Origin of the sequence: Pseudoalteromonas sp. 1CM17D, from assembly GCF_023161805.1 — a bacterium.
Classification (GTDB): Bacteria; Pseudomonadota; Gammaproteobacteria; order Enterobacterales; family Alteromonadaceae; genus Pseudoalteromonas; species Pseudoalteromonas atlantica.
In genome coordinates this window covers 200,132-215,078 of the sequence record NZ_JALNTP010000001.1, presented here as the reverse complement: position 1 = coordinate 215,078, position 14,947 = coordinate 200,132, and the positions used below count along the sequence as shown (strand labels likewise).

Below are 14,947 nucleotides of genomic sequence, written 5' to 3'. Positions count from 1 at the left end.
CGCTGATATAACCGGCTTTTTTAATTAAAGCCGGTTATAAAATATACCCTCTAGTTACACAACCAAGTGCTGCTTTAGGTAATCTTTCATAGCAACATTCAGTTGCCATTGCTCTGTTATTGGTTTATTAGAATTGAGTTCATTCGGCATATAAGGCCAAGGACCAAACTCTGGGCAAATATAAAATGTTTGCTGACCTCGTGCTTTTGCTAAGTCGATGAGCGTTTGCCACCATTGTACATACAGGTTTAATGTTTCTCGCCATTGGCTACTTAAGGGATCATTTACTTGCGCGGATTGAGTATGCCCGACTCTTGCGTGAATATAGTAGCTCTGCTGTTGCGCTGCTAATAGGGCATCTTGTTGCTCTTCAAGCAAGCTTTCACTTACATTAGTCCAATGGGAGAAGTCTGCGTTTAATTTTAGCTCTGGAAATTGTTGAAGGTAAGGCTTAGTAGCAAAAGCGGCATAGTTAAAGCGCCCTCTGTGAGTCTCGTGCGTAATTGTCACTGCTAAAGTACGTTCTAACGCTAACGCATCTTTTATTAATAAGCTGTTTTGCGCAAAACTATAAAAGTCTTTCCCTGTATGTGAATTTATAAACACAGGGTTAAGTGTAGCAAGAAAGCGTAGTCGCGCATTAAACCTAGCTCGGTACTGTGCAAACGATTCTGCTTTAGCAGCCAGCCACTGTTGAGCAACCACAACAAAGTTATCTTCACGAGCTGCACGTTTAATGGTTGCAATAAACTCATCGTCATCAGGGAAGTTAATTTCAGCCCCATCAAAACCCGCAGCGAGTACGCGGGCAAGAAACTGCTCTGCGGCTATTCCTTCACAACCCCAGTAAGGGCATAAAAACTTTAATTCCATATTTTCTACTTCAGGGTATCTAATATTCAATTTGGCTTATCAGACATTGCAGCTTTTAATAAGGCGCGATACACTTCAACTAAGTTTTGTTAACAATAAACCATATGTCTAAGCCTGCAATCTATTGCGAGCCATTTACCATAAAGGATGGCTACGATTTTGAAATTCATCATGTCAGTTACTTGCAGCACGATGCTTATTCCTGTTTTATGCACTTTCATCAGGTCCATGAATTCATCTTTTTTGAGCGCATCGATGGCACTTATTTCTATCATCAGGGCGAGTCAAAGCTATCTGATTATGAGGCCGTATTTACACCAGCAATGGAAACCCATGACTTTGAGTTAAACCCGCGGTCTAAATCTTGGTATATAGTGCAATTTATGCCTGAGCAACTAAATGACCCGGCTTTAAACGAATTTACCGAGCTGCTTAAATCGGGTATGCATCTTAGTTTCTGTGTCGAAATACAACAAAGGCTGCACTGCTTATTAGCCTGGATGCTAAGCGAATACAACCAAAACCCTAAAAGCAAAACCTGTAAGCAGTTGTTTAATAGCCTTATAACACTCGTTTGCGAGTACGGTAAAAATGGCGCGGCAACGCTCAATAAACCGCGCTCTGGCTTAGCAAGCTTTAAAAAGTTAACGCCGATTATTGAACAATTGAAGACCCATAACGGTATTAACGTTTCGTTAGAGCAAGCCGCTGATATGTGTCATTTATCGCCGTCGTATTTTTCTCGGGTTTTTAAAAAGCACTTTCGTGTTCCCTACTCCGATTACCTTATTCAACATAAGTTATATAACGCTGCGCGATTATTGGGTCAAACTGATATATCAGTCACAGATATTGCTTATGATTTAGGCTTTTCCAGTCCTTCTTACTTCATTAAACAGTTTAAGTTTCACTTCAAAGTCACGCCGCTACAGTATCGTCAACAACTGCGCTAATAAGCGCAATTATGTGCTCTGTAATAAGGTTTTACTTAATGCTGTTGTGATCCTTAATAACGCCTTATTGACTGATAGCCCTTGTTTTAGCGCTTGCGTCCCTAGTACATAAGCTTTGCTACTATTAACTGCTTCAACACATAACAAGGTGTCATCATGAAAATACCAAACAGAAAACTGCTCTGGTGTTTCTTTGTGCACTATTAGCTTATTATATCCATTTGCTAAGCCCACAATTTGTAACTTGTATTGATATTGATCAGACCAAAACCAAGGCACAGCCGCGGGCGTGTATTGTTGCTTAGCAATAAACATGGCCGCCGATTTGGCTTGATCAACCGCATTTTGGACTGATTCTAAACGGATCCATCGCTGATAAATTTTGCTAAAATGACGAGTACAATCACCGATAGCAAATATATCAGGATGGGATGTTTGGCACGCTTCATTTACTTTAATTCCCTGATCGGCCTCTATCCCCGCAGCACTTGCCAATTGGGTATTTAGCTTTACACCCACACCCACTAGAATAAAATCAGCGGGGTATTGACTGCCATCGCTGCATACCACGATGTGTTTATTGCTTTGGTGTTTTATTTCGACTACATCCTTGCTGGTTTGTAAATTTACCCCTTTGCTTTTATGTAAATCAGTTAAAAAGTCAGACATCACCGCAGAGGTCACCCGGGATAATATTTTGTCTTGCTTTTCAATCACAGTGACATTGGCACCTAATGCAACAAATGACGATGCTGACTCAAGCCCAATATACCCGCCGCCAATAATCACGACTTGTTTATCGCGACTGTTATTAAGCGCAGCTTTTATCGCCTTTGCGTCAGCAAAGGTTCGCATAGCAAAATACTGACGACTTCCTTGAGCATCAACAGTTTCATTTAAGCCTTTAATCGCAGGAATAAACGCCGAGCAGCCCGTGGCAATAACAAGTTTGTCAAAGGTAATTAACCGCCAACATGCTAATGTGATTGTTTTTGTTTCACTGTTGATGGCTGTAACCGTTTGCCCTAAATACAGCGATAAATTGTTATCTTTATAAGCTTTTTCTGCTTTCAATGGGCTGGCAATTGTGTCACTTGCTTGCAAGTTTTTTTTTGATAACGGCGGTCTGTGATAAGGTAATTCAGGGTCGCTATCAATCAGTGTAATAGCGCCAAGCCAGCCCTGTTGGCGTAAATTAAACGCAAAGTTAACACCTGCGTAGCTGGCACCTATGACGACTACATTTAAATCAATGTCGTTTTGCTCTGTATTTATATGTTGCATAAGAATTTACCGATTAATTTGCCACCACAAATGTCATGCCATCGATGACATCCGATACCTCAATTTGACAGCATAACCGACTATATTCAGTCACGTTATCGTCAAGTTCGAGCATGTCGCTTTCAATTTCATCCGCGGCTCCCACTTTCTCAAAATCTTCAGGGGCAACATAAACATGACAGGTTGCACAAGAGCACACTCCGCCACAATCACCATCAATGCCTGATACACCATTTGCCACCGCAAGTTCCATTAACGAACCACCGTTTCCTTCCACTGCAATTGCGCCATTACTTTGGGTCATAAAAATTACTTTAGCCATGATTATTCCTCTACTTTTTACTGACACTTGCTACAGTGCGCTTTGTTATCGATTAATTATTTAGCGGTTAAACGAACGTGAAGGCTGTTAAAGCCGACTTTTCTTGAAAATTCACCAAGCTGTTCAATATTTTCGTCGGCTTTAACTGTCTCTATGCTGGCAACTTTTTTAGCCAGAGATAACACCAATTGACGTAATATTTGTCGCGCATGAGTGGCTCCTAAACAGCTGTGATGACTAAAGCCAAAACTGACGTGAGGGTTTACTTTACGGTCAAAATCTACATGGTTTGGATTTTTAAAGATGTTTTCATCACGGTTTGCTGATGCCCAGCACAAAGAGATACGGCTATCAGCTTTTATCGCATGCTCACAAACCTGTGTATCTTGTGTGGATACTCGCCCCATATGCGTTAAGGGTGAAAAATAACGAAGCAACTCCTCCACCGCACGATTAAGGATTTCTGGTTCATTGCAAATACGCTGTAAATCGCTACTGTGTTCGCTAAAGTAAGCCATTGAGTTAGTGATAGCATTGATGACGGTATCGCGGCCACCTGCAAAAGTTAGGATCATGACCCCTTTAACTTGCTCCTTGGTCATGGTTTGACCATTGACCTTGGCTGCCAGTAATACTGAGTACAGATCATCACTAGGTTGCGCCACTGCTTTATCAATTTGTTGATCTATGTAGTCGTACAGAATGTTGGCTTTATCGCCATCTAGATTACTGTCTTCACTGCGAAATACATGTGTTCCCCAATCAATCCATGTTTGTGCTGTATCCATTGGGGTATTAAGTAACAATGTCAGTGCCTTCGATTGCAGTGGCAGTGCAAATTCACTGACAATTTCAATCGTCTCGGTATTCAGAGCATGTTCAATAGTGTCATCTATGATTTGTTGTAAACGCGCTTGGTATTGCTCTTCTAACGGACGTTTGAACCACGGGTTTAATAACTCACGAACACCGCCATGCTCAGGTGGGTCAACTTCAAAGGGAATTTGCCGGGTTTCTCTAATTGCAACTTCAGAAGGAATAACAATGCGGCCAGGTTTGGCACCTGATTGAAACACGGTACAATTATGCGCGGCTTTTCGTACTTCTTTTAAACCTAATATCATATTTACGGGATCATTTTGGTCATCCATTTGGCCTATGCCTGTTGCGGTACGTTGCCCTTTAAATGCATCGGCAAATTCACTCACCTTTGTGTTTTTTGTTGTCATGACTTAATACCTTCACCGTAAAATATAAATTTGATGAACCATACTAGTCCGTTATTTTTGCTCAAAATACACAACTAACGCTTAAAAATGGTAATTTCATGTCCTATTTGTTTTTTGTTAAAAAACACACAAGCACAAAAAAGCCGATGCACTGCATCGGCTTTAGGTGGGCAAATGTGAGAGAATCCACCCTGCCTAATTACTTCTCATTTAAATACACTGTTTTCTTCTCAAGGTATTGCTCTAACCCGTACTGGCCGTCTTCACCGCCCATACCGCTTAGTTTCCAACCATTGTGAAAACCTTGATGCTGCTCACCTAAACCACGGTTTACATACACTTCGCCTACTTCCATTTCAGCAATAGAGCGGTGAATGTAATCCAATGTTTTTGTGTATAAATAAGCTGATAGACCGTATTCACTGTCATTCGTGTATGCAATCGCTTCATCAATACTATTGATTTTAATAATAGGTAATATTGGGCCAAAGGTTTCTTCGTGCACTAAAATATTATCTTGGTCAACATCCACAAGTACCGTGGGTTCGTACCAGTTTCCGCCTTCAAATCCTGCCACCGTCGCGACTTTGCCGCCAGTGGCAAGCTTCGCGCCTTGAGCAATGCCTTTTTCAACAATTGAGTGAATATTATTAATTTCACTCTGGTTTACTTTAGGACCCATCTCTGATGTTGGATCCATCGGGTCCCCCACTTTTAAGGCTTTAACCTTAGGGATGAACTTTTCAATAAAGCTGTCGTATACATCACTGTGCACATATAAACGCTCTGCACAGGTGCACACTTGACCACAGTTTGCAAATCGTGCTGTAACAGCATCGTCAACAGCTTTATCTAGATCTGCATCTTCCATTACGATAAACGGTGCTTTGCCGCCAAGCTCAAGCATAACAGGAGTTAAATGCTTACCGCTGGCTTGATGAATAATTTGCCCTGCACGGGTACTTCCGGTCATGGTGATCAGTTTTGTCAGCGGGCTTTCACATAAATGTTGACCCACCACAGAGCCAGTACCATTAACAATGTTAAGTACGCCAGCAGGAACACCCGCTTGGTTAGCAATTTCACCGAGTTCCATAGTTGCTAATGGCGTTTCTTGCGTTGGTTTAATAACGATAGAATTACCGGTGATTAGTGCAGGGCCAATTTTACGACCAGCTAACGCCAGCGGAAAATTCCACGCTGTGATTGCCACAACCACACCACGTGGCACTTTATGAATATAGATTTTTTCGTTTTCGTGATCTGAAGGAATGATATCCCCTTTGATTGTTAAGGCATTATCACATGCATATTCAATAAACGTTGCTGTGACATTGGCTTCCATACGAGCCACATCAATCAGCTTACCTTGCTCTTGTACTAATAACTCAGCTAGGCGCTCATTATTATCACGAATACCTTGTGCAAAACGGCGTAGGATTGTGGCACGTTCACGTGCCGTTTTTTGTGCCCATGCAGTTTGTGCAACAGTCGCTGTTTCAAGGGCTGTTTGTGCATCTTCAACACTGCCTTTAGGAATAACACCCACCTGCTCGCCGGTACTTGGCGAGAGCACGCTGATGGTGTCGCTATTTGATGAGCTTACATACTCACCATTGATAAAGTTTACGTTATTTTTAATTGTCATTTTTTATCGTCCCATCCAGCCGCCATCAACTAGCAATACACTGCCGTTCATGTAGTTTGAGGCGTCTGATGCTAAAAATACAGTTGGCCCTTTAAAGTCATCCGGTGTTCCCCAACGACCTTGCGGAATACGCTCTAAAATCGATTTTGCACGCTCTGGGTCATTTCTGAGTGCTTCGGTATTATCTGTTGCAATGTAACCCGGTGCAATAGCGTTTACATTAACACCTTTACTCGCCCACTCATTGGCAAGTGCTTTAGTTAATTGGCCTATTGCCCCTTTACTTGCCGCATAGCCAGGTACGGTGATCCCGCCCTGAAAGGTTAATAATGACGCAGTAAAGATAATTTTACCTTGGCCACGCGAGACCATTTCTTTTCCTAGTTCGCGACTTAAGATAAATTGTGAGTTTAAGTTAATCTCAATGATTTTATCCCAATATTCATCGCTGTGCTCAACCGCTGGATCGCGCAAGATTGAGCCAGCGTTATTCACTAAAATATCTATTTTAGGGTGCTCACTTTTCACTTGCTCAATAAAAGTATACAAGCTTTCTCGTGATGAAAAGTCACATTGATAAGCATGAAATAGCTGACCGCGCTCCAAGACTTGGGTTTCAACATCTGAGCCAGACTTTGCTAGACTTGCTGATACGCCGATGATATCAGCGCCCGCTTCTGCTAATGCCAGTGCCATTGCTTTACCAATACCACGACTACACCCTGTGACTAACGCTGTTTTACCTTTTAGGCTAAATTTATCTAACATAATTTGTTCCATTACTTAGTTTGGCAAGAGACAAGTGCTTTCATACCCGTTGGATTGTTATCCATACTGGCAAATGCAGAGCTAATATCAGCAAGTTCACTCACAGATGTAATAAATGGTGCTAAGTCAATCTTGCCACTGGCTACCAAATCAATTGCCATTTCAAAGTCAGCATCTTCGTATACACGTGCACCAACCAGCTCTAACTCACGCCAGAAAAACTGAAATAGATCGACTGGCGGTTTTTGTGAGTGGATAGCAACCATACAGATACGGCCACGCACAGCTGCAATTTGGGTCATGGCTTCAACTGCAGGCTGCACACCAGATACTTCAAACACAACATCAGCGCCTTTTCCATCGCTCCATTTAGACACATATTCTTGTAAATCTTGTTCCAGCGGATTAATTGTTTCAATATCGTAACGTGACGAAAATTTACGTCGTTCGTTATTAACCTCTGAGATCAATACCTCTGCACCCACACTTTTTGCCACTAATGCGACAAGCTGACCAATTGGGCCACCCCCAATCACTACAGCTTTTTCGCCTGCTTTTAAACGAGAACGCGAAATATCGTGGCATGCAACCGATAACGGTTCAATCAGTGCACCCTGCTCAAGTGATACATTCTCTGGTAGTTTATGGATAGTGCGGGCTTTTACGGTCCATGAATTTTGGAATGCGCCAACTGAATCAATCCCCATAAATTTAAGGTTATGGCACACGTGGCTATGGCCTGCATTACAGGCTGGGCAGTCACCACAATAATCAAGTGGACGTACAACAACACGAGCACCTACTTGTAGGTTAGTAACCTCACTGCCAAGCTCGGCGACAACACCTGAAATCTCATGTCCTATGGTGTGTGGTGGGTTTACACGTTGATCCATTACACCGTGGTAAATGTGCATGTCGGTACCACAAATACCAACAAAACCAACATCTAAACGAACTTCATCTGCTTGTGGCTTTATCGCTTGACCTGCAACGATACGAAACGATTTATTACCAATATATTCTGCTGCTTGCATAGTGATACCTTATGATTGTTTTACTAAATGTGGTTTAACTAATTGCGCGTCAAACTCTACGCCAGTACCGATAATATCTGGGGCGCAGGCTTTACCGTTATCATCAAGTTGTAACGGTCGCGTTGTGTATTCATCAATCGGGAACGAGTGAACTTCTAAAAATCCCGCATGAGGTTGTGAAGCCAGAAGCGATACATGTAATTCATGCATACCATGGCTACAAATAGGTAAGTTGTGGGTATAAGCTTGACTTGCTACGTGCAGCCAGCCAGTGATACCGCCAATATTAGAGGCATCAGGTTGTAAAAAGCCTAATTTGGCTTGATCAATTGCATAGCCAAATTCATGTAAAGTGTGCAGGTTTTCGCCCATCGCTAAAGGAATAGATGTCGCCTGTGCTATACGAGCAAAACCTTTGTAGTCATCAGGGATGGTTGGTTCTTCAAACCACGTAATATCAAATTTTTCAATCGCTTTGGCAAAACGAATTGCATGCTCTACGTTCATTGAGTAATTAGCATCGACCATTAACGTTCTATCATCACCAATCAACTGCCTGACAGCTTCAACACGAGCTACGTCTTCTTTATTGTCTGCTTTACCAACTTTAATTTTAACGGCGTTAAAGCCACGATCTAGATAGCCTTGAATATTCGCCAGCAGCTTTTTCTCATCAAAGTTAAGGTCGATTCCGCCAGCGTAGCACGCTGTTTTATCGCTATGACCACCAGCGACTTGCCACAGTGGTGCTGATAACCGCTTACATTTGATATCCCACAGCGCAATATCAACTGCAGAAATAGCAAAGCTTAATAAACCACCGCGACCAACATAATGCAGATCCCACTGTAATTTATCCCAAATTGACATGATGGCTGATGAGTCGACGCCAATTAAGCCAGGTTTAATTTCATCATTTAATAATGAATAAATAGCACGGCCACCTTTGCCACCGGTGTAGGTATAACCCATGCCTTCATAGCCGTCGTTTGTCATGATGCGCACAGCAATCACTTCAAAATGGGTATGATCTCCATGTTTAGCATCACTTAACACCTCAGCCAGAGGAATTTGATAATACTCCACCTTTACGCTTTTTATTTTTAGTAATGAATTTCTCATCTAGCCACCAAATTAGTTTACATGATACTGTCTATTGTTAACAATTTACAATAACGCAAATTTATTGTAAAGGATATATAGTTAATAAAATGAAAATAACTTAACGCGGAAATTTGCTTTGAAGTAAAGCGCGAGCAAGTTAATCAACTGATTTGACTTGCTCGATGAGTTGTAATGGTGAACCTTACTAGCTTAATTCTTTAGTGAGAGCGCCAGCAAGTGTTGATGTGCAGTGATATACACCCGATTTTGCTGAGCATTAAAGGCTAAATTGGCACTGATGTGAGGCAGCCTTACCCGTGCCAATAACGTGCCTTGTTCATCAAATAGCCAGAGCCCGTTAGGCCCGGTTGCAAAAATAATCCCGCTATCTGTATGTATTTTTAAGCCATCTGGCAAACCATGGCTATCCGATGTAACAGCAGGCAATTGATGCAGTAACGTTTTATTTATTACCGTCCCGTCTTTATGCAATTTGTATTGATACCATGCAGGCTTTTGCGGGTTGGATGCGGCCACATACAAGGTGCTTTCATCCTTTGATAACGCAATGCCATTTGGGTAAATCAGTGTCTTGTCTAATAGCTGTAACTGCCCTGCCGCTGTTAGGCTATAAACACCTTGAAAGTTTAGCTCTTTAGCGGGATCGTCCAATTGCTTGGCTAAACCATAAGGAGGGTCGGTAAAAAACAACTGGCCTTGGCGATTAAATACGCCGTCATTAGGGCTATTTAACCGCTGGCCTTTATATTGGCTAGCAAGTTGTTGATAGTTTGCCTTAGCTGATGTTAATGGCGCGGCCATTTTAACTACTTGACGTGAGCGCGATTGCAACAACACCAGCTCGTTCTGCTGATTCAGCAATAGACCATTTGAATAACCACTGTGTGCTAAATATAGCTGCACTCCTTCGCCTTCTTGATACCGATACACACGGTGCGTGGGAATATCTGAAAACAACAAGTACTGGCCATCATTCACCCACACAGGCCCTTCTAACCAATCAAAGCCAGATGCCAGTGTCTCAATCGCTGCATCTAAATCTAAAACCTGTAACGCTTTTTTATTGCATATCTCATAAGGGCCTTGCTTTATAAGCGGCTTAACCTCGTGTTGCTCTGCATATACAGATAAAGTAATCACTAAAAATAAGCTAAAGGCCAAGCTTTTAGTTATCTTCATGACTAAACCTGCGTTGATATAGTTGCTGATTAACTTCTTTAGCGGCGTTGACAAGCGGCTGATACGGAATGTCTGCGACATTAACAAAGCCAACATTATAGTTTTCGCCATCATAAGCGCGCCCAGTTAACGGCGAATCTATATATTGAAACCAATGTGCGCCAACAAAGTATGGGTTATCGATCACACTCTTCATGTATTGTTGATATTTAACGCCACGCTCATGTTGTGACTGAGTATGAATAAGGCCTGGGTTTAATAGCCCTGAATCTAACGCCCCATTATGAAACTCTCCAATAATACTGGGCTTATCAAGTGCGGCTAAAAAATCCCAAAAATCATCATTTAAGCCTTCACGGTAATAATTATAACTCATTACATCTGCGTGCTCACTCGCAGCTTGGCGAATTTCAGGTGTCATGCCCCAATCAGCAAATCGCGCGCCCATGTATAGATGATTAGGCAAGTGCTTGGCTGTCGCTTGCTCAACAACGGCAAAGTATTGTTTTGCGTAGTGGTATAACATCACGGAAAAATCAGCTTGTACTGCCTCGTTGATATCATGGATAACCACCCCTGAGGCAAATTCCTGCCAAGATGAAATATTAGTTTTCCAGTTTACATTTAATACTGATATGTCTTGATACTTTTCTTTCATCAGGGACACAAATTCAGCTTTTGTGGGGCTTTGTTTTGCATTGACAGTTAATGTGTTAATCACTAAACCATATTGCGAATTAACTGAGCCCATCATGCCCCAGCTCTTTTCGTTATCTATAAATACACCAACACACCATGGGTTATTTTTAACTTGTGCGGCTAGCGTTGCTAACGTCGCATCAGCGCGTTTAATAAAGGCGGGATCAAAGGGGTCTGGTAGTGGGCTCCAGTAATCGTTGCCACTGCTAACGGTTTTAAAGTTACCAATGATCCACGCATTCGCAAAATAGGGTATGCGGTCTTCTTGGTAAAAACCCTCATCAATCCAGTTACCGAACGAGGTAAAACCCCAAGTGAGCATACGGTCAATGGTGGTATCTCGCCATTTTTGCATCAATACCTGTTCGTTTTGGGTTTCATATTTGCGTTGTAAATTAGCTCTATAAAAACTGAATGTTTCGCCTTTTTTTAACGCACCACTGTGAACTTCACGGCGATATCCATAATTATCTGCGACCGGATCATCAACAGCGGGTAGCCAATTAAACATATTTGCTCTTAATTCTGAGCTAATATAACGTGATGGCCATGCCGATTTCGGTGCAGGGTTTAAACCAATCGAATCTTCAGGGGTTAAATCACCGGGCTCTCTTTGTACTATGTATTTTTGATCAAAATCGTAACCTGTAATGGTAGTGGTATTGGCTAAGCGTACATTGGCGATACCGGTTGAAAAAAATAAATAGCCTTGTGGGTCAACTAGGCTCCATTTTCCATTGTACTTGTCGGTTCTAAAGTAGCCTGTAGCCTTAAGTTTTGGCCCATCCTGCCATCCACCAAACTTAGAGCGACCAGCTAAAGGGACTTTGCTAAGATTGGCTTGCTCTTGTTTTGAAACCGCAATTAACTGCTCAGTTGAAGATACTTTATTGGCAAAGTCACGCTTGGCGTTTTGGCCAAACTTATCCACTAAGCCTGCTAGGTACTCAGTATCAAAGTTTGTCGGTTTTATTAGCCTTACATTATCAATGAGTAAGTGTTTGTCTTCTAATAAGCCCTTTGTGCCAAAGCTCACTTTTGTTACTCGGCTGACATCAATATTTTTTGCACCACCTCGATACAATACCGGTGTGTAGCTGCTTTTCCAACTTGGAGGATTAGAGCGTATACCCGACTCTATATTTAAATCAGCGCCTTTTAATTCAATATAATAAGTATTAGTTGATTCGCTGGGTACCACTACACTGCGGCTTTGTGCTTTGCCAGTTTTATCAATTGTTTTTATATATAACTGGGTAGACACTTTATCAGGGTTTTCAATATCTAAAGCAAAAGCGAAATTACCTAAAGCTTGCCAATTCCAAGTTTGGTTATTTACAAATTCAATATCACTTTCGTGATGCGTTTTTGCAGCAAATGTAACCTTTAATTTATGGTTGCCTTGCTGTTCAATTAGACTTGTAGTGGCATTGTGGCTTTTTAAAAAAGGTTGGTAGTCAGCTTTTTCAAAATCCCACAGCATGTGTTCTTTTTGTGTAGTATTACTAAGCTGTATGCTTTGTTCTGGTTGATTATTAGTACAGCCGACAAGCCCAGTGCCTAACAATAGAGCTATTGGGATATAAATGGTTTTATGTGTGTGTTTCATAGCAAGCCTATTCTTTTATTATTAAAGAACCGCTTTTGTAAAAAAGCGGTTAGGTACTATGTTGAATAATTACACAACACAAAATAAATAACAATTAATTGTCAACAATTTAAATTAGTGTAAAAAACTTTGCTAATTGTATTATTCAATAAATTGAAAACGTTGATTGTCGCCGTTATAACACTGCCACTGTACAATATCAGCACCATATGTTTGCAGTTTACCTGCGATATCAACACATTTATTACTTAAACTTGATTTGAGCTCGAAGTAGTCATCACCCGTGCTATTGAGAGTAAAGCGTTGACTGGCTTTTGCATGATCACAAACCCACTGCTCCAACTTAGCGCCATTACTTGTACTGGCGTTTTCAATCTGCATGCACAAACCACTTAACTGCGAGCTAATTGCATATTCATTATTACTTATTTATTAATGCAGTTTGTTATTTAAAGCCAAATTAAGCCATTACTTAAAGGCGATAATTTTGTTTGATTTATATACTATTTGTTTACAATTTGATTATAATCGCTTAGTCGGTTTTTAAAGTGAGTTTAGGTATGGTGCGGGTTGGTATATTAACAGTATTCTTTTTCTGTGCTTTGTTTAGCCCGCTAACACCTGCTTATACACTTAATAACAACATTACCCTAGAGGATGATAACCTATGGCGCCCTATCTTAGCATTCAATACGCCTCCTTCTGGACAGCAAGTAATTACATCTTATAAAAACGCTAGTGAAACGAGTAACCTGCTCGGTAAAAGTGGCGCTGTAGTAACAAAAATTGCGCTAAATAACCCCACCACTGGAGATTGGTATGTGCTGCCGCAAGCCAATTTTATCGACGTTGGTTTAGCCTATTGGCAAACCGAACAGGGGGATATAGTTAAGCTTGCTGATTTTTCGCAGTCTCACGTTAATCAACCGGCAATTTTAATGCATGGACAAGCATTTAAACTGCCCTTCTATGCGCCAAGCAGTGGCTATTTATGGATATATTTAGAAGCCAAACACTATCCAACGCCGGTTGATTTAAGTATTTTAAGCGAAGGTGTATTTTTGCATCATCAGTTTTATATAAACTCATTAAGCCTTATTACTATTTCTGTCATGCTCACTTTAGCAATGATGGCCTTTGTAATGTTTTTAAGAGTAAAGCAAAAAGTGGCTTTGTTTTGTGCTGGGTATGTCGGTTTGCACGGTCTAGGCTGGGCGTTTGCTTCGGGCGCTGTAAATACAATTTATGCCAGCCCCTCTTTTAATAAGCATTACTTAGGTATTTATTTATTTTCCTTTGCTGTGAGTTGCGCAGCAGCATTTACCTACTACCTGTTTAATTTCGATAAAGAAAAAGCCAATAAGCTTGGGAGTGCTTTAAAATACTTTACCGTTAGCGCATTTGTATGCGGTATCTGCAGCCTATTTATGCCCTTTTATTTAGTGTTTTATATCACGCACTTTTTAGCAGCCGTATGGGTTATGCTTAGCTTAACCACTGGGTTTGCCATGCTTAGCCTGAACGATTTTAGAGCCAAGTATTTTTTATTTGGAAATATGCTCTATAGCCTGTCATTAGTAGTATTCGTTGCGTTTCATTTTGATTTAATAAATGCGACCTCATCAGAAATACTTGTGCTGTTAGCCTTAGCAATAGATTGTGTGTGTATTGTGCTGTCTTTGTCTGAGTGGCTAAAGTTAAAACAGCACGAATTTAGTACCTTGTTACATGAATCTCGCTTTGATCCTCTAACCCAAGTTGGCAACCGACTACTATTAAATGATGAGCTGATTAAACTTGCACATAGTGCTTACATCATTGTGTTTATAGATTGTGATGGAATAAAAAAAATAAACGATGCGCTTGGGCACGCCAAAGGTGATGCGTTTTTAATTAATGCAGCAAAATTAATGACACAGCATCTAGCGCAAGACGGCACCGTATTTAGAACCGGGGGCGATGAATTTATTTGGTTATGTAAAGTTAAAAACAAATCACACCTTCCCCAACTAAAAACCACACTTACCCAAAAGCTCACCGCATTACATCGCACTATTCAACAGCAATGGCCCCAATCAGGTATTAGTTATGGCATAGCATCTAGCGATGAGTGCCAAAGCCATACTGAGTGTTTAACCTTAGCGGATCAGCGCATGTATAACTTAAAATCAGCCCATAAACTTAAAGCAAGTTAAGCTACTAACTTCCTCAACCACCTTTTTCG

Annotated in this window: 13 protein-coding genes; 2 read left to right on the top strand and 11 right to left on the bottom strand. The window is 41.1% G+C overall.

What is annotated here, in order from left to right; genetic code table 11:
- Positions 1 to 54: 54 nt before the first annotated feature.
- Entirely contained in the window at positions 55 to 873 is an 819-nt protein-coding gene (locus MSC25_RS00945; RefSeq protein ID WP_248442145.1) for a hypothetical protein, read from the bottom strand.
- A gap of 104 nt (positions 874 to 977) precedes the next feature.
- On the opposite strand from MSC25_RS00945, the gene MSC25_RS00940 reads away from it, so the two are divergent.
- Entirely contained in the window at positions 978 to 1,826 is an 849-nt protein-coding gene (locus MSC25_RS00940) for an AraC family transcriptional regulator (RefSeq protein WP_248442144.1), read from the top strand.
- Positions 1,827 to 1,835: 9 nt separating this feature from the next.
- Here the strand turns inward: MSC25_RS00940 and MSC25_RS00935 are convergent, their stop codons facing one another.
- The 10 genes from MSC25_RS00935 to MSC25_RS00890 all read right to left on the bottom strand — a co-directional run bounded on the left by MSC25_RS00935 (position 1,836) and on the right by MSC25_RS00890 (position 13,152).
- Entirely contained in the window at positions 1,836 to 3,110 is a 1,275-nt protein-coding gene (locus MSC25_RS00935) for an FAD-dependent oxidoreductase (protein WP_248442143.1), read from the bottom strand.
- Positions 3,111 to 3,123: 13 nt separating this feature from the next.
- Positions 3,124 to 3,432: a 2Fe-2S iron-sulfur cluster-binding protein gene (locus MSC25_RS00930; RefSeq protein WP_248442142.1), complete on the bottom strand. Its 309-nt coding sequence runs from the start codon at positions 3,430 to 3,432 to the stop codon at positions 3,124 to 3,126.
- A 56-nt stretch (positions 3,433 to 3,488) separates the two neighbouring features.
- Positions 3,489 to 4,661 (bottom strand): cytochrome P450, encoded by a 1,173-nt coding sequence (locus MSC25_RS00925; RefSeq protein WP_248442141.1) that lies wholly within the window; start codon positions 4,659 to 4,661, stop codon positions 3,489 to 3,491.
- A gap of 199 nt (positions 4,662 to 4,860) precedes the next feature.
- Positions 4,861 to 6,309: an aldehyde dehydrogenase gene (gene aldA / locus MSC25_RS00920; protein ID WP_248442140.1), complete on the bottom strand. Its 1,449-nt coding sequence runs from the start codon at positions 6,307 to 6,309 to the stop codon at positions 4,861 to 4,863.
- 3 nt (positions 6,310 to 6,312) lie between these two features.
- The gene (locus tag MSC25_RS00915) at positions 6,313 to 7,077 is read right to left on the bottom strand and encodes an SDR family oxidoreductase (protein ID WP_248442139.1); all 765 of its coding nucleotides are present in this window, start codon (positions 7,075 to 7,077) and stop codon (positions 6,313 to 6,315) included.
- 11 nt (positions 7,078 to 7,088) lie between these two features.
- Complete coding sequence (locus MSC25_RS00910; protein ID WP_248442138.1) at positions 7,089 to 8,111, bottom strand: alcohol dehydrogenase catalytic domain-containing protein; 1,023 nt, start codon at positions 8,109 to 8,111, stop codon at positions 7,089 to 7,091.
- Between the two features lie 9 nt (positions 8,112 to 8,120).
- Positions 8,121 to 9,233 carry a mandelate racemase/muconate lactonizing enzyme family protein gene (locus tag MSC25_RS00905; protein ID WP_248442137.1) on the bottom strand — a complete coding sequence of 371 codons (1,113 nt, stop codon included), beginning with the start codon at positions 9,231 to 9,233 and terminating at the stop codon, positions 8,121 to 8,123.
- A 192-nt stretch (positions 9,234 to 9,425) separates the two neighbouring features.
- Positions 9,426 to 10,415, bottom strand: a complete 990-nt coding sequence (locus MSC25_RS00900) for an SMP-30/gluconolactonase/LRE family protein (RefSeq protein ID WP_248442136.1) — start codon at positions 10,413 to 10,415, stop codon at positions 9,426 to 9,428.
- Positions 10,402 to 12,723 (bottom strand): agarase, encoded by a 2,322-nt coding sequence (locus MSC25_RS00895; RefSeq protein ID WP_248442135.1) that lies wholly within the window; start codon positions 12,721 to 12,723, stop codon positions 10,402 to 10,404. Before MSC25_RS00895 ends, MSC25_RS00900 begins: the two co-directional genes overlap by 14 nt.
- A 141-nt stretch (positions 12,724 to 12,864) precedes the next feature.
- Positions 12,865 to 13,152 carry an RICIN domain-containing protein gene (locus MSC25_RS00890; RefSeq protein ID WP_348983526.1) on the bottom strand — a complete coding sequence of 96 codons (288 nt, stop codon included), beginning with the start codon at positions 13,150 to 13,152 and terminating at the stop codon, positions 12,865 to 12,867.
- Positions 13,153 to 13,271: 119 nt separating this feature from the next.
- Here MSC25_RS00890 and MSC25_RS00885 point away from each other — a divergent pair, with 119 nt between their 5' ends.
- Positions 13,272 to 14,918 (top strand): diguanylate cyclase, encoded by a 1,647-nt coding sequence (locus tag MSC25_RS00885; protein ID WP_248442134.1) that lies wholly within the window; start codon positions 13,272 to 13,274, stop codon positions 14,916 to 14,918.
- Positions 14,919 to 14,947: the final 29 nt, after the last annotated feature.

Coding starts and splice junctions, on each gene's coding strand:
- MSC25_RS00945 (WP_248442145.1), bottom strand. CDS start 873: ATGGAATTAAAGTTTTTATGCCCTTACTGGGGTTGTGAAGGAATAGCC.
- MSC25_RS00940 (WP_248442144.1), top strand. CDS start 978: ATGTCTAAGCCTGCAATCTATTGCGAGCCATTTACCATAAAGGATGGC.
- MSC25_RS00935 (WP_248442143.1), bottom strand. CDS start 3,110: ATGCAACATATAAATACAGAGCAAAACGACATTGATTTAAATGTAGTC.
- MSC25_RS00930 (WP_248442142.1), bottom strand. CDS start 3,432: ATGGCTAAAGTAATTTTTATGACCCAAAGTAATGGCGCAATTGCAGTG.
- MSC25_RS00925 (WP_248442141.1), bottom strand. CDS start 4,661: ATGACAACAAAAAACACAAAGGTGAGTGAATTTGCCGATGCATTTAAA.
- aldA (WP_248442140.1), bottom strand. CDS start 6,309: ATGACAATTAAAAATAACGTAAACTTTATCAATGGTGAGTATGTAAGC.
- MSC25_RS00915 (WP_248442139.1), bottom strand. CDS start 7,077: ATGTTAGATAAATTTAGCCTAAAAGGTAAAACAGCGTTAGTCACAGGG.
- MSC25_RS00910 (WP_248442138.1), bottom strand. CDS start 8,111: ATGCAAGCAGCAGAATATATTGGTAATAAATCGTTTCGTATCGTTGCA.
- MSC25_RS00905 (WP_248442137.1), bottom strand. CDS start 9,233: ATGAGAAATTCATTACTAAAAATAAAAAGCGTAAAGGTGGAGTATTAT.
- MSC25_RS00900 (WP_248442136.1), bottom strand. CDS start 10,415: ATGAAGATAACTAAAAGCTTGGCCTTTAGCTTATTTTTAGTGATTACT.
- MSC25_RS00895 (WP_248442135.1), bottom strand. CDS start 12,723: ATGAAACACACACATAAAACCATTTATATCCCAATAGCTCTATTGTTA.